This window comes from Xenorhabdus sp. TH1 (assembly GCF_037260955.1).
Taxonomy (GTDB): Bacteria; Pseudomonadota; Gammaproteobacteria; order Enterobacterales; family Enterobacteriaceae; genus Xenorhabdus; species Xenorhabdus griffiniae.
Map to the genome: position 1 here is coordinate 1,252,501 of NZ_CP147734.1, position 20,417 is coordinate 1,272,917.

18 protein-coding genes are annotated in these 20,417 nt (G+C 46.2%); 14 read left to right on the top strand and 4 right to left on the bottom strand.

Translation table 11 applies throughout. The features are described 5' to 3' along the window. Positions 1 to 201 precede the first annotated feature (201 nt). Entirely contained in the window at positions 202 to 1,416 is a 1,215-nt protein-coding gene (locus WDV74_RS05500) for a pyridoxal phosphate-dependent aminotransferase (RefSeq protein WP_338885055.1), read from the bottom strand. Positions 1,417 to 2,218: 802 nt separating this feature from the next. Between WDV74_RS05500 and hexA the strand changes: the two genes are divergently transcribed. From hexA to nuoN, 14 genes are all read left to right on the top strand, one after another. Next, positions 2,219 to 3,211, top strand: coding sequence for a transcriptional regulator HexA (gene hexA, locus WDV74_RS05505; RefSeq protein WP_338885056.1), 993 nt, complete (start codon positions 2,219 to 2,221; stop codon positions 3,209 to 3,211). A 708-nt stretch (positions 3,212 to 3,919) separates the two neighbouring features. Next, entirely contained in the window at positions 3,920 to 4,384 is a 465-nt protein-coding gene (locus tag WDV74_RS05510; RefSeq protein WP_047769421.1) for an NADH-quinone oxidoreductase subunit A, read from the top strand. Between the two features lie 15 nt (positions 4,385 to 4,399). Further along, a complete protein-coding gene (locus tag WDV74_RS05515; protein ID WP_047769419.1) occupies positions 4,400 to 5,074 on the top strand; it encodes an NADH-quinone oxidoreductase subunit B in 675 nt (224 codons plus the stop codon). A 75-nt stretch (positions 5,075 to 5,149) separates the two neighbouring features. Continuing rightward, the gene (gene nuoC, locus WDV74_RS05520) at positions 5,150 to 6,949 is read left to right on the top strand and encodes an NADH-quinone oxidoreductase subunit C/D (protein WP_338885057.1); all 1,800 of its coding nucleotides are present in this window, start codon (positions 5,150 to 5,152) and stop codon (positions 6,947 to 6,949) included. A gap of 2 nt (positions 6,950 to 6,951) precedes the next feature. Beyond that, a complete protein-coding gene (gene nuoE / locus WDV74_RS05525; RefSeq protein ID WP_338885058.1) occupies positions 6,952 to 7,497 on the top strand; it encodes an NADH-quinone oxidoreductase subunit NuoE in 546 nt (181 codons plus the stop codon). Further along, on the top strand, positions 7,494 to 8,858 hold the full coding sequence (nuoF, locus tag WDV74_RS05530; protein WP_338804919.1) for an NADH-quinone oxidoreductase subunit NuoF: 1,365 nt from the start codon (positions 7,494 to 7,496) through the stop codon (positions 8,856 to 8,858). The genes nuoE and nuoF overlap by 4 nt, the downstream gene beginning before the upstream one ends. A gap of 61 nt (positions 8,859 to 8,919) precedes the next feature. Then, positions 8,920 to 11,643 (top strand): NADH-quinone oxidoreductase subunit NuoG, encoded by a 2,724-nt coding sequence (gene nuoG, locus WDV74_RS05535; protein WP_338885059.1) that lies wholly within the window; start codon positions 8,920 to 8,922, stop codon positions 11,641 to 11,643. After that, positions 11,643 to 12,620, top strand: a complete 978-nt coding sequence (gene nuoH, locus WDV74_RS05540; RefSeq protein WP_189759297.1) for an NADH-quinone oxidoreductase subunit NuoH — start codon at positions 11,643 to 11,645, stop codon at positions 12,618 to 12,620. Before nuoG ends, nuoH begins: the two co-directional genes overlap by 1 nt. 16 nt (positions 12,621 to 12,636) lie before the next feature. Then, on the top strand, positions 12,637 to 13,179 hold the full coding sequence (gene nuoI / locus WDV74_RS05545; protein WP_189759296.1) for an NADH-quinone oxidoreductase subunit NuoI: 543 nt from the start codon (positions 12,637 to 12,639) through the stop codon (positions 13,177 to 13,179). A gap of 12 nt (positions 13,180 to 13,191) precedes the next feature. After that, positions 13,192 to 13,722 carry an NADH-quinone oxidoreductase subunit J gene (gene nuoJ / locus WDV74_RS05550; RefSeq protein WP_189759295.1) on the top strand — a complete coding sequence of 177 codons (531 nt, stop codon included), beginning with the start codon at positions 13,192 to 13,194 and terminating at the stop codon, positions 13,720 to 13,722. Beyond that, a complete protein-coding gene (gene nuoK, locus WDV74_RS05555; RefSeq protein WP_189759294.1) occupies positions 13,722 to 14,024 on the top strand; it encodes an NADH-quinone oxidoreductase subunit NuoK in 303 nt (100 codons plus the stop codon). The genes nuoJ and nuoK overlap by 1 nt, the downstream gene beginning before the upstream one ends. Then, positions 14,021 to 15,883, top strand: a complete 1,863-nt coding sequence (nuoL, locus tag WDV74_RS05560; protein ID WP_338885060.1) for an NADH-quinone oxidoreductase subunit L — start codon at positions 14,021 to 14,023, stop codon at positions 15,881 to 15,883. Before nuoK ends, nuoL begins: the two co-directional genes overlap by 4 nt. Before the next feature lie 19 nt (positions 15,884 to 15,902). Further along, positions 15,903 to 17,423, top strand: a complete 1,521-nt coding sequence (gene nuoM / locus WDV74_RS05565; RefSeq protein WP_189759292.1) for an NADH-quinone oxidoreductase subunit M — start codon at positions 15,903 to 15,905, stop codon at positions 17,421 to 17,423. A gap of 6 nt (positions 17,424 to 17,429) precedes the next feature. After that, positions 17,430 to 18,887, top strand: coding sequence for an NADH-quinone oxidoreductase subunit NuoN (gene nuoN, locus WDV74_RS05570; protein ID WP_189759291.1), 1,458 nt, complete (start codon positions 17,430 to 17,432; stop codon positions 18,885 to 18,887). 237 nt (positions 18,888 to 19,124) lie between these two features. Here the strand turns inward: nuoN and WDV74_RS05575 are convergent, their stop codons facing one another. Genes WDV74_RS05575 through WDV74_RS05585 form a run of 3 tightly spaced genes read right to left on the bottom strand, consistent with a single transcriptional unit; the run spans position 19,125 to position 20,327 of the window. Further along, positions 19,125 to 19,556, bottom strand: a complete 432-nt coding sequence (locus tag WDV74_RS05575) for a YeeE/YedE family protein (protein ID WP_338885061.1) — start codon at positions 19,554 to 19,556, stop codon at positions 19,125 to 19,127. A gap of 8 nt (positions 19,557 to 19,564) precedes the next feature. After that, a complete protein-coding gene (locus WDV74_RS05580) occupies positions 19,565 to 19,996 on the bottom strand; it encodes a YeeE/YedE family protein (RefSeq protein ID WP_338885062.1) in 432 nt (143 codons plus the stop codon). A gap of 1 nt (position 19,997) precedes the next feature. Beyond that, entirely contained in the window at positions 19,998 to 20,327 is a 330-nt protein-coding gene (locus tag WDV74_RS05585; RefSeq protein ID WP_338885063.1) for a metalloregulator ArsR/SmtB family transcription factor, read from the bottom strand. Positions 20,328 to 20,417 lie beyond the last annotated feature (90 nt).

Here is a 20,417-nt window from a genome sequence, read left to right on the forward strand (position 1 = left end):
TAGCAAAATTGTAGCGGAATAACATGATTAATTGTGAGCGGGGTATCGATAACTTGAAAAATGGCGGGAATATTTACGTGCGGAAAATTCATTTATGGAAAAAATAGCGGTAAGTAAGAAACAAATATTTACCTCAGCGAAGAGCCATCCCATTAATTTATTAATATTTAATGGGATTGGCCTTAATGACAAAGATTATGGTTATTGGCGATAGTTACCGATAAACCGGGCAAATTTTTCAATTGCCATTTGTAAGTCAGTGACATGTGGCAATGTAACAATGCGGAAATGGTCAGGATCTGGCCAGTTAAATGCGGTGCCTTGAACCAGTAAGACTTTTTCCTGTAGTAAGAGATCGAGTACCATTTTTTGGTCATCGTAAACATTGAAACGTTTGGTGTCTATTTTCGGGAACATATAGAGGGCACCCATCGGTTTCACACAGGAAACTCCAGGGATCTGGTTAATCAGTTCCCATGCATGGTTGCGTTGTTCATAGAGCCTGCCACCTGGGAAAATGAATTCACTGATGCTTTGATAACCACCTAATGCTGTTTGGATTGCGTGTTGCATTGGCACATTGGCACAAAGGCGCATTGATGCCAGCATTTCTAATCCTTCAATATAATCCTTAGCCTGTTTTTTAGGGCCGTTGAGGACCATCCAGCCTTGACGGAAACCAGCAACGCGATAGGTTTTGGACAGCCCATTAAAAGTTATAGTAAAGAGATCAGGCGCTAATGCTGCAATGGAGTGGTGCTGGGCATCATCGTACAGGATCTTGTCATAGATTTCGTCAGCAAAGATAATCAGATTATGTTGGCGGGCGATTTCTACGATTTCCAGCAACAACTCTTTGCTATATACCGCGCCGGTTGGGTTATTCGGGTTGATAATAACGATACCACGGGTACGTGGGGTAATTTTACGGCGTATGTCATCTAAGTCAGGAAACCAACCTTGTTGCTCATCACATAGGTAGTGGACGGCATTGCCGCTGGAAAGTGATACTGCCGCAGTCCAAAGAGGATAATCAGGCGCAGGAACCAACATTTCGTCCCCGGTATTCAACAGAGCCTGCATGGATTGAACGATAAGTTCAGAAACACCATTCCCAATAAAGATATCTTCAACGGTAACATCCAGCATATTTCTGGCCTGATAATGCTGCATGATTGCCTTACGTGCTGAATACAACCCTTTTGAATCAGAGTAACCCTGGGCTGTTGGCAGATTTCGGATAACATCGACTAAAATTTCATCAGGCGCTTCAAATCCGAATGGTGCCGGATTACCAATGTTTAATTTCAGTATCTTATTACCTTCTTCTTCGAGTCGCTTGGCTTCTTTGAGGGTATTCCCTCGAATGTCATAGCAGACATTATCTAATTTACTGGATTTATTAATGGAAAACATAGGGTGCCTTGACCTCTTTGGCAAAATGGATACTACCCGGCATAAAAAGTGTGATGATCAATGTACTCTTCTCAATCTGTATTTTGAAGAGGCTTTGATATCTTTGGTTAAAATGGTTGTTTTAAGAATAAATGAACAAGGTTGCTCTCTGAATTATTGCCTTTTGTTGGCGTATTGTTTTGAATGTATTTGATAAATTGGAATTTAATTTTGCATAATGGCGGGTTTTTAGTTGGCAGGAGAGGCAGGAGATGAGATTTTGACGAGGTTTTTGGGTTCATTTGTCGTTTTTTTCAGGGATCCCAAATTGTCAATAAAAGTAAGAAGATTTGTATAATGTATTCTTATAATTTATCTTTACCGACCTAAAGTTAATTTAGGTTTTTATCACATATACTTTGACAATTTTTTTGAGTTTTTACCCATGATATTTTCAGGACTATTCAATAAGAAGGTTAATTTATTAAAAATGCTAATACTATCTGATAATGTTAAGTGTTCCTAATTCAGATTAGGTTATTCTTTGAAGCAAGTCAGAAAAAGGGTATTTGTACTGGAAATTGGCGATTATGTGATGTAAATAGGATTTTATCTCTGACTTATTTTGGGATTGCATAAATTTTGTTAAGAAAGGAGAAAATAAACCTCATGATGATTTAATTAGTAAAAAAATGCAGTAAACCTTTGCCCTATTTAATAGAGTAGAGTAATGTCACAATCGGTATTATTTTATTTGATACTGCTGAAGTAAAAACACCAGGTTAGTTAGTAATTAAAATCAAAAAAAAGTGATGAATAAACAATGATAAATGCAAATCGTCAGATAATAAACCTCGATCTCGATCTGCTAAGAACTTTTGTTGCTGTTGCTGACTTAAATACTTTTGCAGCAGCAGCGGCAGCTGTTTCTAGAACGCAGTCAGCTGTGAGTCAGCAAATGCAGCGGTTGGAACACCTCGTGGGGAGAGAGTTGTTTGCTCGTCACGGTCGCAATAAGCTTCTGACCGAACATGGGCTTCAACTTCTTGGTTATGCACGCCAAATTTTGCGTGCCAATGACGATGCAACAGCATCGTTAACCTACAATGATGCAGACGGTGAATTGAGAATAGGTGTATCAGACGACGCTGTTGATACACTGCTTCCTTTCTTATTGAACCGTATTGCCTCTGTCTATCCACGTGTGGCTGTTGATGTACGCATTAAGCGCGCTCAGTTTATCGAAAGCATGTTGGATAACCATGAGATTGATTTGGCCGTCACCACAGCGAAAATCAACCATCATCCTAAAACGCTCTTACGTTCTTCACCTGTTTTATGGCATTGTGCACCTGATTTCCAATTGCAGACAAATGAGCCTGTGCCGTTGGTTGTGATGGATGAAACTAATCCTTTTCGCCAGATAGCTCAGGAAACGCTGGATATGGCAGGCATTTCATGGCGTATTGCGTATGAAGCTGCCTCCTTGTCCGCCGTTCGTGCAGCGGTGAATGCGGAAGTTGGTATTACTGCTCGCCCTCTGGAAATGCAGAATGCGGATCTGAGAATTTTAGGTGAAATTGAAGGATTACCACGTCTGCCGGAAATCCAATTCTTCTTATATCGTAATAGTAACGAACAGAACGAATCTGTTTTGACTGTTTTTGATGCAATAGAAAATAAGAAAACACCTTATACTGTAACAACTGTTGAATCTGATGAATCCGATGAGATGGATGAATCTATCGACGTTATTGAACCCATCAAATCAACTGAAACAGTTGATGAAAATTACGTTGAAAATATAGACGAATAAGTATTATGTGTTTTATAGGCTAATATTTCCATTTTATTTATGGAAGTATTAGCCTGTTGTTAATTACTTATTAATAATCCTCCCAAGTTTTCATTTCCATTTCTGATATTTCTAATAAGAAATATACTCTACTAATTTTCCTATACCTTTCGAATTTTAGTTAAAAGAATGTTGCTTTGTTAACAAATTTCATTTTTCTAACTTGATAAAATAAAACCGTCTTCAGAAATAGTTCGCTTATCACACTTTAATCGTGCTTTTTAGAAACAATTTATTAAGAGTTGAATAAATTACATTCAAGTATTGAATGTTTTTCAATGAAACTGTGCACTTGATCATAAAAATACCCCAATCAGTGCAGTGGAAAGACAGGTTTTTCCTGCGATAATGATGTAGTAAAGTCGAGTTATCGGTTAAACTAGTCATGTTGAAGGATGCTTTTTTGTACGACTGACACGTTTTAGCGATATCGCAGCACAATCCGTTAATTAATGGTTTGTGATTTGTAAATAAATGTGCAGATGTTTTTGCCGTTAGGGCAAATTTTGTTGAGAGGAATAAAAACCAAGACGATTCAAGCTATAAGATACATTGATTAGCGTTGTTTCAGATTTGGTTGTTATCCCTTCCCGTGAATCGATGTGGTGCAACACTGCCGGCAAAAAGAGCAGACACTTTGACACCACTTTTGATGAGTAAGCAACGAGTATGTCTACATCCACTGGAATTTTAGCCCATCACTGGGCATTCGCGGTTTTTCTAATAGGTGCTCTTGGTTTGTGCGCATTCATGCTACTGGGTGGGTACTTCATGGGGGGCAGGGCGAAAGCCAGGGCAAAACACGTCCCTTATGAATCAGGTATCGATTCTGTCGGCAGTGCACGTTTGCGTCTGTCGGCGAAGTTTTATCTGGTTGCCATGTTCTTTGTTATCTTCGACATTGAAGTCCTTTACCTGTATGCATGGGCCGTCTCAATCAAAGAGAGCGGTTGGCTAGGCTTTGCCGAAGCAAGCATTTTCATTTTGGTGTTATTGGCAGGTTTGGTTTATCTGGCGCGTATTGGGGCATTGGATTGGACACCAGCGCGTTCAAAACGTCAGGTTAGTAAACCGAGTGCTGATACTTATATCAACACTACTGGCAATCATACCAACAACAGTCACATGCAGTAATAGCGAGGCATAAAGATGGATTATACGCTCACCCGCATAGATCCTAACGGTGAGAATGACCGTTATCCCCTGCAAAAACAGGAAACTGTCAGCGACCCCTTGGAGCAACATGTTCACCGAAGTGTCTATATGGGGAAACTGGAACATGCTCTGCATAATATGGTGAATTGGGGACGGAAAAACTCCCTGTGGCCTTATAACTTCGGGCTTTCTTGCTGCTACGTGGAAATGGTGACGTCATTTACCGCTGTCCACGATGTTGCACGTTTTGGTGCCGAAGTATTGCGAGCATCTCCCCGTCAGGCTGATTTCATGGTGATTTCCGGGACCTGTTTCGTCAAAATGGCACCCGTCATTCAACGCCTGTACGACCAATTACTGGAGCCGAAATGGGTTATCTCAATGGGAGCCTGCGCAAATTCTGGTGGTATGTACGACATTTACTCCGTAGTTCAAGGGGTTGATAAATTTATCCCTGTCGATGTTTATATTCCTGGCTGCCCTCCTCGCCCTGAAGCCTATATGCAGGCTCTGCTGCTGTTGCAAGAGTCCATAGGTAAAGAACGACGCCCACTGTCATGGGTGGTTGGCGATCAAGGGGTTTACCGCGCCAATATGCAATCAGAAAGAGAAAGGAAACGCGGTGAACGTATTGCAGTGAAAAATCTGCGTACGCCAGACGAAATTTAAGGCTTTTAGCCATATAGCGTAACCAGAGCAATGTGTTGCGATCACAAAAACCCTGATCAAGCGTTGTGGTGAAGAATGATGACAGATCAGATAGCGCAAGAAAGCGCCCGGCCTGCTTGGGCAACACGAGATCATCTTGATGATCCAGTTGTCAGCGAGCTTAATCGTCAATTTGGCTCGGATGCCTTTACCATCCAGCCGACCCGCACGGGTATGCCAGTTGTTTGGGTCAAGCGGGAACAGTTCCTGAAGGTAATAACGTTCCTGAAAAAATTGCCCAAACCTTATGTTATGTTGTTTGACTTGCATGGTGTCGATGAGCGTCAGCGCTCTCACCGAGAAGGCTTGCCGGCAGCTGACTTTTCGGTGTTTTATCATCTCCTTTCTATTGAGCGTAATCGCGACATCATGCTGAAAGTCGCGCTCGCTGAACAAGACCTGAATATTCCGACTATCACGTCAATTTTTCCAAATGCCAACTGGTATGAACGTGAAACGTGGGAAATGTTTGGCATCACCTTCAATGGCCATCCCAATTTGCGTCGTATCTTGATGCCTCCGACATGGGAAGGTCACCCGTTGCGCAAGGAATATTCTGCCCGCGCCACGGAATTTGATCCTTTCGTCTTGACTAAGCAGAAAGAAGATCTGGAAATGGAAGCGCTGACTTTCAAACCCGAAGAGTGGGGTATGAAGCGCGGTACAGATAATGAAGACTTCATGTTCCTTAATCTCGGTCCTAACCATCCTTCTGCCCACGGTGCATTCCGCATTATTCTGCAACTTGACGGCGAAGAAATCGTCGATTGTGTTCCCGATATCGGCTACCACCATCGGGGTGCCGAAAAAATGGGAGAACGTCAGTCATGGCACAGCTATATCCCTTATACCGATCGCATCGAATATTTGGGAGGATGCGTTAACGAAATGCCGTATGTGCTGGCGGTTGAAAAGCTGGCCGGTATTGAAGTTCCCGATCGGGTGAAAACAATTCGTGTCATGTTGTCCGAACTGTTCCGCATTAATAGCCATCTGCTTTATATCAGTACATTTATCCAGGACGTTGGTGCGATGACGCCCGTCTTCTTTGCCTTTACTGACCGACAGAAAGTTTACGATGTCGTCGAGGCGATTACGGGATTCCGTATGCATCCGGCATGGTTCCGCATCGGTGGTGTTGCGCATGATTTACCGCGTGGTTGGGACAAACTCTTGCGTGAATTGCTGGACTGGTTACCGAAACGTTTGGATTCTTATGTCAAAGCCGCGTTGAAAAACAGTGTCCTGAAAGGGCGCTCTGTTGGGGTTGCGGCTTACAATGCCAAACAGGCTTTGGACTGGGGGGTTACCGGTGCAGGGCTGCGTGCCACTGGCATTGGTTTTGATGTACGTAAATGGCGCCCTTATTCTGGCTATGAAAATTTCGATTTTGAAGTACCAACAGGCTACAACGGTGATTGCTATGACCGGGTAATGCTGAAAGTGGAAGAAATCCGTCAGAGTATACGCATCCTTGAGCAGTGCCTGAAAAATATGCCGGAAGGACCATTCAAGGCTGATCATCCACTGACCACTCCGCCACCGAGAGAACGGACTTTGCAGCACATCGAAACCATGATTAACCACTTCCTACAAGTGTCATGGGGGCCGGTCATGCCTGCCAATGAATCATTCCAGATGATCGAAGCGACTAAGGGTATCAACAGTTATTACTTGACCAGCGATGGTAGCACCATGAGCTACCGTACCCGTATCCGTACACCAAGTTTTGCTCACTTGCAGCAAATTCCATCGGTGATCCGCGGTAGTCTGGTTTCTGACCTTATCGTCTATCTGGGCAGTATCGATTTTGTTATGTCTGATGTGGATCGCTAACGATGCAAAGTGAATTTAACGTAAACAAGCAAGCACGCCTTGATGTAGTTAACGTAACGGACGCTCAGACCCCGGATGAGTTTGTATTGAGTGCTGACGAACGTAATGCCATTGAGCAGGAAAAACACCACTACGAAGATCCGCGCGCTGCGTCAATCGAAGCACTGAAAATTGTGCAAAAAAAGCGTGGTTGGGTGCCGGATGGTGCCATTTATGCCATTGCTGAGGTATTAGGTATTCCGGCCAGTGACGTGGAAGGGGTGGCGACGTTTTACAGCCAGATTTACCGGCAACCAGTGGGGCGTCACATTATCCGCTACTGTGACAGTGTCGTATGTCACATTACGGGCTATCAGGGTGTTCAGGCAGCGATAGAATCGTGTCTGAACATTCGTCCGGGGCAAACCACGGCTGATGGACGTTTCACACTGTTGCCAACTTGCTGCTTGGGTAACTGTGACAAGGGACCCACGATGATGATTGATGAGGACACCCACAGTTACGTAAAACCCGAAGAAATTGAAAAATTACTGGAGCAATATCCATGACAACGCATTCAGGAGTGAAAGAAATTATCCGCACAGCGGAAACTCATCCCCTGACATGGCGGTTGCGTGATGACCAACAACCTGTCTGGCTGGATGAATACCGAAGCCAAAATGGTTATAAAGGGGCCGAAAAAGCACTGAAGGGCATGGCTCCTGATGAAATTACCGCACTGGTTAAAGATGCTGGCTTAAAAGGTCGTGGCGGTGCAGGCTTCTCAACCGGCTTGAAATGGAGCCTGATGCCAAAAGACGAAAGCATGAATATCCGCTATTTATTGTGTAATGCGGATGAGATGGAGCCGGGTACTTATAAAGACCGCCTATTGATGGAGCAATTGCCTCATCTGTTGGTGGAAGGCATGTTAATCAGTGCCTTTGCATTGAAAGCCTATCGCGGTTACATCTTCCTGCGCGGTGAATATGTCGAAGCGGCTGTCCATTTACGCAAAGCCATAGAGGAAGCCAAAGCAGCTGGATTGCTTGGCAAAAACATTTTGGGCAGTGGTTTTGATTTTGAACTGTTTGTTCATACTGGCGCGGGGCGTTATATCTGTGGTGAAGAAACCGCTTTGATTAACTCCCTTGAAGGGCGCCGGGCAAACCCACGTTCAAAACCGCCATTTCCTGCGACGGCTGGCGTATGGGGTAAACCTACCTGCGTCAACAATGTCGAAACATTGTGTAACGTTCCTGCCATTCTTGAACATGGGAAAGAGTGGTATATCGGTTTGAGTGCCGGCAAAAGTAAAGATGCCGGTACTAAACTCATGGGCTTTTCTGGCCGAGTCAAAAATCCAGGTCTTTGGGAATTACCTTTTGGCACAACTGCCCGTGAAATTCTTGAAGATTATGCGGGCGGAATGCGTGATGGCTTGAAATTCAAGGCATGGCAACCCGGAGGGGCAGGAACTGATTTTCTGACCGCGGACCATTTAGATTTGCCGATGGATTTTGAGCATATCGCTAAAGCGGGTAGTCGATTGGGAACCGCATTGGCAATGGCGGTGGATCATGAAATCAATATGGTTTCCCTGACTCGCAATCTTGAAGAATTCTTCGCACGTGAATCTTGTGGTTGGTGCACACCATGCCGTGATGGCTTGCCGTGGAGTGTCAAAATCCTCCGGGCCATTGAGAGTGGCAAAGGCCAGCCAGGTGATATTGAAACTTTAGAACAACTCTGTCGTTTCCTTGGCCCAGGCAAAACGTTTTGCGCCCATGCACCAGGTGCTGTGGAACCTTTGCAGAGTGCCATCAAGTATTTCCGTGAAGAGTTTGAAGCGGGAATTGTCACCAAAGATTATGGCAATACCAATCTGATTGCGGGTATTCAACCAAACCTGCTCAACCAGCGTTGGTAACAAACAGTGCTAATTTTTGATTAACGCCTGCCACGGCAGGCCATTGGGAAGCATGCTGACTATGGCTACGATACATGTAGACGGCAAAGAATATGATGTAAACGGGGCTGATAACCTGTTACAAGCCTGCCTCTCATTGGGGCTTGATATACCTTATTTTTGCTGGCATCCAGCGCTGGGAAGCGTTGGCGCTTGCCGCCAGTGTGCGGTGAAGCAATATCAAAATGCGGAAGATACACGCGGGCGTTTGGTGATGTCTTGCATGACACCAGCGTCAGATGGCACGTATATTTCCATTGATGATGAAGAAGCTAAACAGTTCCGTGCCAGTGTTGTGGAATGGTTAATGACCAACCATCCCCACGACTGTCCAGTTTGTGAGGAAGGGGGTAACTGTCATTTACAGGATATGACAGTGATGACGGGGCATTCATTCCGAAAATACCGTTTTACCAAACGTACTCACAAAAATCAGGAATTGGGGCCATTCATTGCTCATGAAATGAACCGTTGCATCGCCTGTTACCGTTGTGTCCGTTACTACAAAGATTATGCGGATGGAACGGATTTTGGTGTTTATGGTGCCCATGACAACGTCTATTTTGGTCGTCCTGAAAGTGGCACATTGGAAAGTGAATTTTCCGGTAACCTGGTTGAAATTTGCCCAACCGGGGTATTTACCGACAAAACACATTCAGAACGCTACAACCGTAAATGGGACATGCAGTTTGCGCCAAGCATCTGCCAACAGTGCAGTATTGGTTGTAATACTAGCCCAGGGGAACGCTACGGTGAATTGCGCCGGATAGAAAATCGTTATAACGGCACAGTCAACCACTACTTTATGTGTGACCGCGGGCGTTTCGGTTATGGTTATGTTAACCGTGACGATCGTCCTCGCCAGCCACAACAATTGCGTGGCGATCAGTGGATTTCATTGAATGCTGAGCAAGTTATGCAAGGAGGCGCAGATATTTTGCGTCAGGCGAAAAATGCTATTGGCATCGGTTCACCGCGTGCCAGCATTGAAAGTAACTTTGCCTTGCGTGAATTGGTTGGTGCGGAAAACTTTTACAGTGGTATTTCAGCGGAAGAACAACATCGCCTTGATACGATGTTAGAAATTCTGCAGCAAGGTGGGGTTTATACGCCATCGCTGCGTGAAATTGAAGATTATGATGCGGTGCTGGTGTTAGGGGAAGACCTGACCCAAACAGCTGCCCGTATGGCGTTATCTGTGCGTCAGGCAGTGAAAGGCAAAGCGCGTGAAATGGCGGCTGCTCAGAAAGTGGCAGACTGGCAGATTGCAGCTGTGATGAATATTGGCCAACATGCCAAATATCCTCTTTTCTTGACCAGTGTCGATGAAACCCGACTGGATGATATTGCCGCATGGAGCTACCGTGCACCTACTGATGATCAGGCTCGCCTGGGTTTTGCCGTGGCACATGCCCTGAACAATATCGCTCCTGCCGTTAATGATCTGCCGGATGAGCTGAAATCGAAAGTGGAAATCATTGCACATGCATTGCGTGATGCGAAAAAACCCTTGATCATCAGTGGCAGTAATCCAGGCAGTGATGCCTTGATTCAGGCTGCGGCCAATATCGCATGGGCCTTGAAAGATAAAGGTGCGGATGTGGGGCTTTCCTATGTTGCCGCATATGCGAATAGCTTGGGATTGGCGATGATGGAGGCGCAGCCATTAGATGCTGCTTTACAGCGTATCGCTAAAGGGGATTCAGATACCGCTATCGTCATGGAAAACGATCTCTATCGTCATGCACCGGCGGATAAAATTGATCGGGCACTGGATAGTTTGAAAAATCTGATTGTCGTGGATCACCAACGCACCGCCATTATGGATAAGGCGCATTTGATTCTGTCAGCTTCCAGTTTTGCTGAAAGCGATGGTACGTTGGTGAATCAAGAAGGCCGTGCTCAACGCTATTTCCAGGTTTACGAACCTGCATTTTATGATAAATCCATCGTTATGTTAGAAAGCTGGCGCTGGATGCATTCCCTGTATACCACCTATACACAGTGTCAAACCGATTGGACACAGCTTGATCACGTGATTGCAGCTTGTGTCAAAGTGATGCCGCAATTCAAAGGCATCGTAGATGCGGCACCAGATGCGACATTCCGTATTCGTGGGCAAAAATTGGCGCGTTCACCTCATCGTTATAGTGGCCGTACCGCGATGTTGGCTGATGTCAGTGTCCATGAGCAGCGTCAGCCACAGGATATCGATACTGCATTTGCTTTCTCAATGGAAGGGAACAACAGCCCATATGCACCACGTCAGCAAATTCCATTTGCATGGGCACCAGGCTGGAACTCACCGCAAGCGTGGAATAAATTCCAGGCTGAAGTGGGGGGCAAGCTGCGCTTTGGTGATCCAGGGGTTCGTTTGATTGAAACGGTTGATGGTGGGTTGAACTATTTTGACGCTATCCCGACCGCATTTACTGCGCAAAAAGATCAATGGCATGTTGCGCCCTATTTCCACTTGTTTGGCAGTGAAGAGCTGTCACAACGTTCTGATGTAGTACAGGAACGTATGCCTGAGCCGTATGTGATGATTAATCATAAAGATGCGGAGCATTTGAAGGTGAAAGAAGGCGCTGTGATGACATTTGATTGTGAAGGGCAGCAACTGCGTTTGGCCGTGCGCTTGAGTGGTAATCTGGCCCAAGGGCAAATTGGCTTGCCTCTGGGAATGTCAGGTATACCGCCAGTTCTGGCAGGCAAATCAGTCCATAACTTACGGGAGGTTGCATAATGAGCTGGTTGACTCCCGATGTCATTGAAATCCTGATTACTGTACTGAAAGCGGTTGTCATCCTACTGGTCGTGGTGATCTGCGGGGCATTCATGAGTTTCTTTGAACGCCGTATCCTTGGCCTGTTTCAAAATCGTTATGGGCCAAACCGAGTCGGTTGGGGCGGTTCATTGCAGCTTGTCGCAGACATGATCAAAATGTTCTTTAAGGAAGACTGGGCACCACGTTTTTCTGACAGAGCCATTTTCACTTTGGCTCCTGTCATTGCATTCAGCTCAATGCTCTTGGCCTTTGCGATCGTGCCAGTCAGCCCGACATGGATGGTCGCAGATCTGAATATTGGTATCTTATTCTTCATGATGATGGCGGGCTTGGCGGTTTATTCCGTGCTGTTTGCGGGGTGGGCGAGTAACAACAAATATGCCTTGCTGGGTGCGATGCGTGCATCAGCACAGACATTGAGTTATGAAGTTTTCCTCGGTATGTCCATGATGGGCGTTGTGGCACAAGCTGGCTCCTTTAACATGGTGGATATCGTCAACTCACAGCAACATGTATGGAATGTCATTCCTCAATTCTTTGGCTTCTTGACTTTTGCTATTGCGGGTGTCGCGGTATGCCACCGCCATCCCTTTGACCAACCGGAAGCCGAGCAAGAACTGGCCGATGGCTATCACATCGAATATTCCGGCATGAAATTCGGTCTGTTTTTTGTCGGAGAATATATCGCGATTGTGACGGTATCTGCTTTGATCGTCACGCTGTTCTTTGGTGGCTGGAATGGACCTCTCTTGCCTCCATTCGTCTGGTTTGCGCTGAAAACAGCATTTTTCATGATGATGTTCATTTTGATCCGCGCTGCCTTGCCACGTCCTCGTTATGACCAGGTGATGTCGTTTGGCTGGAAAGTTTGTCTGCCGTTAACGTTACTGAATATGCTAGCGACAGCCGCAGTTATTTTATACAACGCTCAATAAAGGGGGTGATTGAACCATGACATTGAAAGAATTAGTGGTCGGTTTTGCCACCCAGGTACGCAGTATTTGGATGATAGGGCTTCATGCCTTCCATAAACGCGAAACAAAAATGTATCCGGAAGAGCCGGTTTATCTGCCACCCCGTTACCGTGGGCGCATCGTTCTGACGCGTGATCCTGACGGTGAAGAGCGTTGTGTTGCGTGTAACTTGTGTGCAGCGGTGTGTCCGGTGGGATGTATTTCACTGCAAAAAGCAGAGCATAAGGATGGGCGCTGGTATCCTGAATTTTTCCGCGTCAATTTTTCGCGTTGCATTTTCTGCGGCCTGTGTGAAGAAGCGTGCCCAACTACCGCTATTCAGTTGACACCGGATTTTGAACTGGGTGAATACAAGCGTCAGGATCTGGTATACGAGAAAGAAGATCTGCTGATTTCAGGGCCAGGTAAATATCCTGACTATAACTTTTACCGTAAGACAGGTATGGCAATTGACGGCAAGGATAAAGGTGAAGCCGACAATGAGGCTAAGCCTATCGACGTTAAAAGCCTGTTGCCGTAAGGAGCGATATTCATGGAATTTACATTTTATGTCGCAGGGCTGGTTGCGATTCTCGCAACACTCAGGGTAGTAACCCATACGCATCCGGTACATGCACTGTTGTATCTGATTATTTCCTTATTAGCCCTGTCCGTTGTGTTTTTTTCAATGGGCGCCTATTTTGCTGGTGCTTTGGAGATCATCGTTTACGCGGGCGCAATTATGGTGTTGTTCGTCTTCGTCGTGATGATGCTGAATCTGGGAAAATCAGTTGTCGAGCAGGAACGGCGCTGGTTACAACCCCGTGCCTGGATTGGCCCGTCACTCCTGTCTATCGTGCTGTTGATTGTGTTGGTTTACGCCATCAGTACCCTGTCATCTGCTGAAATCAGTGGTGAAGTCGTCAGTGCCAAAGAAGTGGGGATTAGCTTGTTTGGCCCTTATGTATTGGTGGTCGAGCTGGCCTCTTTGCTGTTATTGGCAGGATTGGTAGTGGCTTACCACATCGGCCGTGAAAATCGGCAAGGGGAAGTGATCAGCAATCGTGCGGAGGACCAACAATAATGATAGCGTTACACCATGGCCTCATCTTGGCGGCTATTTTGTTTACATTAGGCTTTACCTGCCTGGTTATTCGCCGCAATCTGTTATTTATGCTGATCGGGTTGGAAATCATGATCAATGCTTCAGCGCTAGCGTTTGTCGTTGCTGGCAGCTATTGGCTCCAGCCTGATGGTCAGGTGATGTACATTCTGGCCATTACGCTGGCAGCCGCCGAGGCGAGTATCGGTTTGGCACTGTTACTACAGTTGCACCGTCGTCGCCAAAACCTGAATATTGATACAGTCAGTGAGATGCGCGGATGAACTTACTCTATTTAACAATTCTGCTGCCACTGCTGGGATTTTTGCTATTGGCATTTTCCCGTGGCCGCTGGTCTGAAAATTTGTCAGCTACCGTTGGGAGTGGTTCTGTTGGGCTGGCAGCATTGGTTACCTTCTGGGTAGCGATTGATTTTCTTACCCAGAATGGGGCAGGGGGGCTGGTTTACAGCCAGACGCTGTGGAACTGGATGGCAGTGGATAATTTCAGCATCCCGATTAATCTGGTGCTGGATGGTCTGTCACTGACAATGCTGAGTGTTGTGACTGGCGTTGGTTTCCTGATCCACATTTACGCTTCCTGGTACATGCGCGGTGAAGAGGGATACTCCCGATTCTTCGCCTATACCAACCTGTTTATCGCCAGTATGGTGGTATTGGTACTGGCAGATAACATACTACTGATGTATCTCGGTTGGGAAGGCGTCGGCCTGTGCAGTTACCTGTTGATCGGCTTCTACTACAAAAACCCTGCCAATGGCGCGGCGGCAATGAAAGCCTTTATTGTGACCCGTGTTGGTGACGTATTCCTTGCCATTGGTATGTTTATCCTTTACGACCAGCTTGGTACGTTGAGTTTCCGCGAATTGGCGGTATTGGCGCCACAACATATTGAAGTAGGCTCTAGCGCGATCACCTGGGCAACCTTGATGATTCTGGGTGGTGCTGTCGGTAAATCCGCTCAGTTACCATTGCAAACCTGGTTAGCAGATGCGATGGCCGGTCCGACACCTGTTTCTGCGTTGATCCACGCCGCTACAATGGTTACTGCTGGGGTTTATCTGATTGCCCGTAGCCATGCATTGTTTTTGATGGCGCCTGATATCTTACATTTGGTCGGTATTATTGGTGCGATCACCTTGCTGCTGGCAGGTTTCGCCGCATTGGTACAGACAGATATCAAACGGGTGCTAGCTTATTCCACCATGAGCCAGATTGGCTACATGTTTTTGGCATTAGGTGTACAGGCGTGGGATGCCGCGATTTTTCACCTGATGACCCATGCATTCTTCAAAGCATTACTGTTCCTGGCTTCTGGTTCGGTGATTCTGGCCTGCCATCATGAGCAAAATATCTTCAAAATGGGCGGGCTGAGCAAGCGTATCCCATTTGTTTATCTCTGCTTCTTGGTGGGTGGCTCTGCGTTGTCGGCACTGCCATTACTGACGGCCGGTTTCTACAGTAAGGATGAAATCCTGTGGGGTGCGTTGGCAAATGGTCATATGAACCTGATGCTGGCGGGGCTGATTGGGGCATTGATGACATCACTGTATACCTTCCGCATGATCTTTATCGTGTTCCACGGTGAAGAAAATACCCATGCTCATCCAGTCAAGGGCATTACACACACTTTGCCATTGTCAATATTGTTGGTGTTGTCCACTTTTGTGGGCGCGCTAATTGTGCCACCGCTGGCGGGAGTCTTACCTGAGAGTGTTCTATCAGGAAACAGCGCGACAGGGCATGATGGCAAAATGACATTGGAAATTATTTCTGGTGTGGTTGCTATTGTCGGTATCTTGCTGGCGGCTGCGTTGTATCTGGGCAAACGTGGTGTGGTTAATGCCACGGCGAACAGCGCCCCAGGGCGTTTCTTCTCCACATGGTGGTTCCATGCCTGGGGATTTGACGCGCTATATGACTGGGTATTTGTGAAACCATTCAAGGGCATCACTCGCCTGTTGCAAAGTGATCCTTTGAACTCACTGATGAACATTCCAGCCATATTGTCACGTTGGGGCAATAAAGGGCTACGTTGGAGTGAGAACGGACAAGTCCGTTGGTATGCTACCTCTATGGGGTTGGGTGCAGTGCTGGTTTTAGCTCTGCTGCTTTTGGTTTAATTAAGGGACACATTGCGCCATGCTACTACCTTGGCTAATTCTTCTGCCCTTCATCGGAGGCCTGTTGTGTTGGCAGGCCGAGCGCTTCGGCACCCGTATGCCGCGTTGGATAGCGCTTCTGGCGATGGGTCTGACGCTGTTACTCTCCCTGTACCTGTGGTTACAGGGCGGTTATACACTCACCAACCCACAGGGCATACCACAGTGGCAATCCGAATTCTTGCTTCAGTGGATCCCACGTTTCGGCATTAGCATTCATCTGGCACTGGATGGTTTATCCTTGCTGATGGTCGTGTTGACTGCATTACTGGGTTTGATGGCAATCCTCTGTTCGTGGAATGAAAACCAGCCATACCAAGGCTTCTTCCACCTGAACCTGCTGTGGATATTGGGTGGTGTGATGGGGGTTTTCCTTGCCATCGACCTGTTCTTGTTCTTTTTCTTCTGGGAAGTGATGTTAGTACCGATGTACTTCCTGATTGCCCTGTGGGGGCACAGAGGCTCAGAAGGTAAAACCCGTATCACTGCGGCAACGAAATTCTTCATCTATACCCAAGCCAGCGGTTTGGTGATGCTGATTTCGATTCTGGCACTGGCTTTCATTCACCATGATGCAACTGGCGAATGGACATTCAACTATGAAAAACTGTTGGATACGCCGATGTCACACACCGTTCAATACCTGCTAATGCTGGGTTTCTTCATTGCATTCGCGGTGAAAATGCCGGTTGTTCCTTTACATGGCTGGTTGCCGGATGCTCATAGCCAGGCTCCAACGGCAGGTTCAGTTGACCTTGCAGGGATTTTGCTGAAGACGGCGGCTTATGGTTTGTTGCGTTTCAGTTTGCCTCTGTTCCCGCAAGCTTCTGCGGAATTTGCCCCGATTGCCATGTGGCTGGGCGTTATTGGTATTTTCTACGGTGCCTGGATGGCATTCAGTCAGACTGATATCAAACGTTTGATTGCCTATACCAGTGTTTCCCATATGGGTTTTGTGCTTATCGCCATTTACACAGGTAGCCAATTGGCTTATCAGGGAGCGGTGATCCAAATGATTGCACATGGCCTGTCAGCCGCGGGTTTGTTCATTCTGTGTGGTCAGCTTTATGAACGCTTGCATACCAGGGACATGCGCCAAATGGGTGGATTGTGGGGAAGAATTCAGCTTTTGCCGGCGATATCCCTATTTTTTGCCGTAGCCACATTAGGTATGCCAGGAACCGGTAACTTTGTTGGGGAATTTATGATCCTGTTCGGCAGCTTCAGTCAATTTACCCTGGTGACTACGGTATCCGTGTTCGGTTTAGTTTTTGCCTCCGTTTACGCACTGTACTTGATGCAGAAAGCTTATTACGGTACGGCAAAAACTGATAAACCCTTACAGAGAATGGATGTGCGTGAAATTTCCATTTTGCTGCTGTTGGTTGTCTTGCTGGTGATTTTAGGGGTTTACCCGCAGCCAATTCTTGATACCTCAGCCGCAGCAATGGGTAACATCCAGAATTGGTATTCAGCTTCACTTTTAACTACAAGGCCGTAATTCGCCATGACAATAACTTCTGAACAATTGATCGCACTGTTGCCGCTATTGATCGTCGGATTGACGGTAGTGGTTGTGATGTTGTCCATTGCGTGGCGACGCGATCATTTCACCAATGTCACCTTGACGGTGATTGGTCTAAACCTGGCCCTGTTCTCACTCTATTTTGTGGGGCAGCAGGAGCCAATGGATGTCACGCCATTGATTCATGTAGATCGTTTTGCAATGTTCTATACTGCGCTTGTGCTGATTGCGAGCCTTGCAACAACGACATTTGCCTACTCATGGTTGGAAAATTATCCCGATAATAAAGAAGAGTTTTATCTGTTGGTGTTGATTGCGGCGGCTGGGGGAATTCTGCTTTCTTCTGCCAACCATATGGCATCACTGTTTATCGGAATTGAATTGATCACCTTGCCGCTGTTTGGCTTAGTGGGTTATGCCTATCGCCAGAAACGTTCGTTGGAAGCGGGCATTAAATATATGTTGTTGTCTGCGGCCGCATCTTCATTCCTGTTGTTTGGTATTGCGTTACTGTATGCAGAATCCGGTGATTTGTCTTTCGCATCACTTGGAAAAAGTTTGAGCGATAGCAAACTGCATGAACCGTTAGTTCTGGCTGGCTTGGGGATGATGATCGTAGGGCTGGGCTTTAAACTTTCCCTTGTGCCTTTCCAACTATGGACACCGGATGTTTATCAAGGCGCACCGGCACCGGTATCGACCTTTCTGGCAACGGCAAGTAAGGTTGCGATCTTCGCAGTGATCATGCGTTTATTCATTGAAGCACCCGTGGCTGAAAGCACAACCTTACGTATTCTGCTAACAGTGATTGCTATTGCATCTATCCTGTTTGGTAACTTATTGGCCTTGACACAAAGCAATATCAAACGACTGCTGGGCTATTCATCCATTGCTCATTTGGGATATTTGCTGGTGGTATTGGTTGCCATCAAAGATCATACGTTGGCAGAAGAGACGGCAGGTATTTATCTGGTCGGTTATTTGTTCGCCAGTATCGGGGCATTTGGTGTGGTCAGCTTGATGTCCAGCCCATACAGAGGGCCAGATGCGGATTCACTGTTCTCATATCGTGGCTTGTTCTGGCATAAACCGATTCTGTCAGCGGTAATGACAGTGATGATGCTGTCATTGGCGGGAATACCATTAACATTTGGCTTCATTGGCAAATTTTATGTCATCGCGACAGGTGTTGAAGCAAAATTGTGGTGGCTGACTGGTGCTGTTGTTGTGGGTAGTGCCATCGGTCTTTACTACTATCTACGCGTGATGGTGAGCTTGTACTTGCCAGCACCGAAAGCACTGAACCGTGATACACCACGCAATTGGGCGTTTACTTCTGGCGGGATTGTAGTGTTGCTCAGTGCATTACTGGTATTGATCCTTGGTGTTTGGCCACAACCGCTAATTGATATTGTCCAGTTGGCGAAAACTGCTCTATAAATAATAAGCTATACCAATCGCCTTTCAAGATGTGTCTTATATCTCCCCGCGTAGCGGGGGAGATATAAATAATCACATTGATTTTCAAGCTGCAACTTGAAGTTAGATTGGTATAAAGAGATGATTTTAAAGACCCAGTCATTGTTGGTTGGGTCTTTCTTTATTGAATTGTGCTTTTTATTTATCTATAAAAAACAATTTTCCTACGAATTAGTTAGTTCGCACATATCTTTTCCTTTAAATTGGTAATCCTTTATCAGGAGTGTTATTTTTACGCTCCACTAACCACATTCCGACACTCATTGCCAGCATAAAGGCGAATCCTTTTGCATGGCCTGCACCCAGCAGGACTAACCCTGGTCCAGGACAAATTCCTGCAATTCCCCATCCTAGGCCAAAAAGTGCGCTTCCCCCTATCAAACGCCAGTCTATTTGACGCCGGTCAGGTAATATCATCGGTGTGCCACAAAGTGCATTCTGACGACGTTTAGCCAGCATGAAACCTATCAGACCGACAAGAATAGCTCCCATCATCACAAATGCCAGAGATGGATCCCACGGATGTGCCAGATCCAGAAAGCCCAAAACTTTAGCTGGGTTTGCCATGCCACTAATAATTAACCCTAGGCCAAAAATAACACCAGACAGAAAAGAAAATATTCCCATCATTTTTCACCTCACAAGAACCAGTAATTCAACACTGTCGTTGTCACAAATCCCACAACCATAAAGATCAGGGTGGCAACTAACGAACGTAAGGAGAGGCGAGAGATCCCACATACGCCATGTCCGCTGGTACAACCGGAACCAATATGTGTTCCCATTCCTACCAAAAGGCCAGCGATAATGATGGCAGGCCAGGATGCTGTAACTGTGATTTCAGGTAATGGATGTAGTAAGTCATAGAGCACGGGAGCAATAATTATGCCTGCGAGAAATGCCACCCGCCATGAGCGATCATTTTTTTTACGTTGCAATAATCCGCCGAGAATACCGCTGATGCCAGCAATGCGACCACAAAACAACACCAGCATAATTGCCGCTAGGCCAATTAGTATTCCCCCACTAAAGCTCAGCCCTGGTGTAAACTGGGCAAAATTAAGGCTCATCCTAATCTCCTGTCATTTTCGGTTTCGGACAATACAAGGTATAGAGAGTATGAAGTAACGTCAGAATGCGTTCGTCTTCAATACGATAGAAGATCTGTTTTCCTTCCCGTCGCGTCTGCACCAGATTCAACCGCCGCATAACACCAAGCTGTTGAGACAGCGTTGGCTGGCGGATACCTACGGCTTCTTCAAGTTGTCCGACAGAAGTTTCTCCTTGACTGATTTGGCACATCAATAACAAGCGGTCATCGTTGGAAAGAACGCGTAACACATCTGCCGCTCCTGCGGCAGCTTCACGCATTGCTTGTTGTGAAGGGTAATTTGCTTTCATTATGACACTCACCTTAACATTTTATTTTTTTATATAATATAATTTTGTAAATTAAATGCAAGTCGGGTGGGGAATTTTCATTTCAAGGCT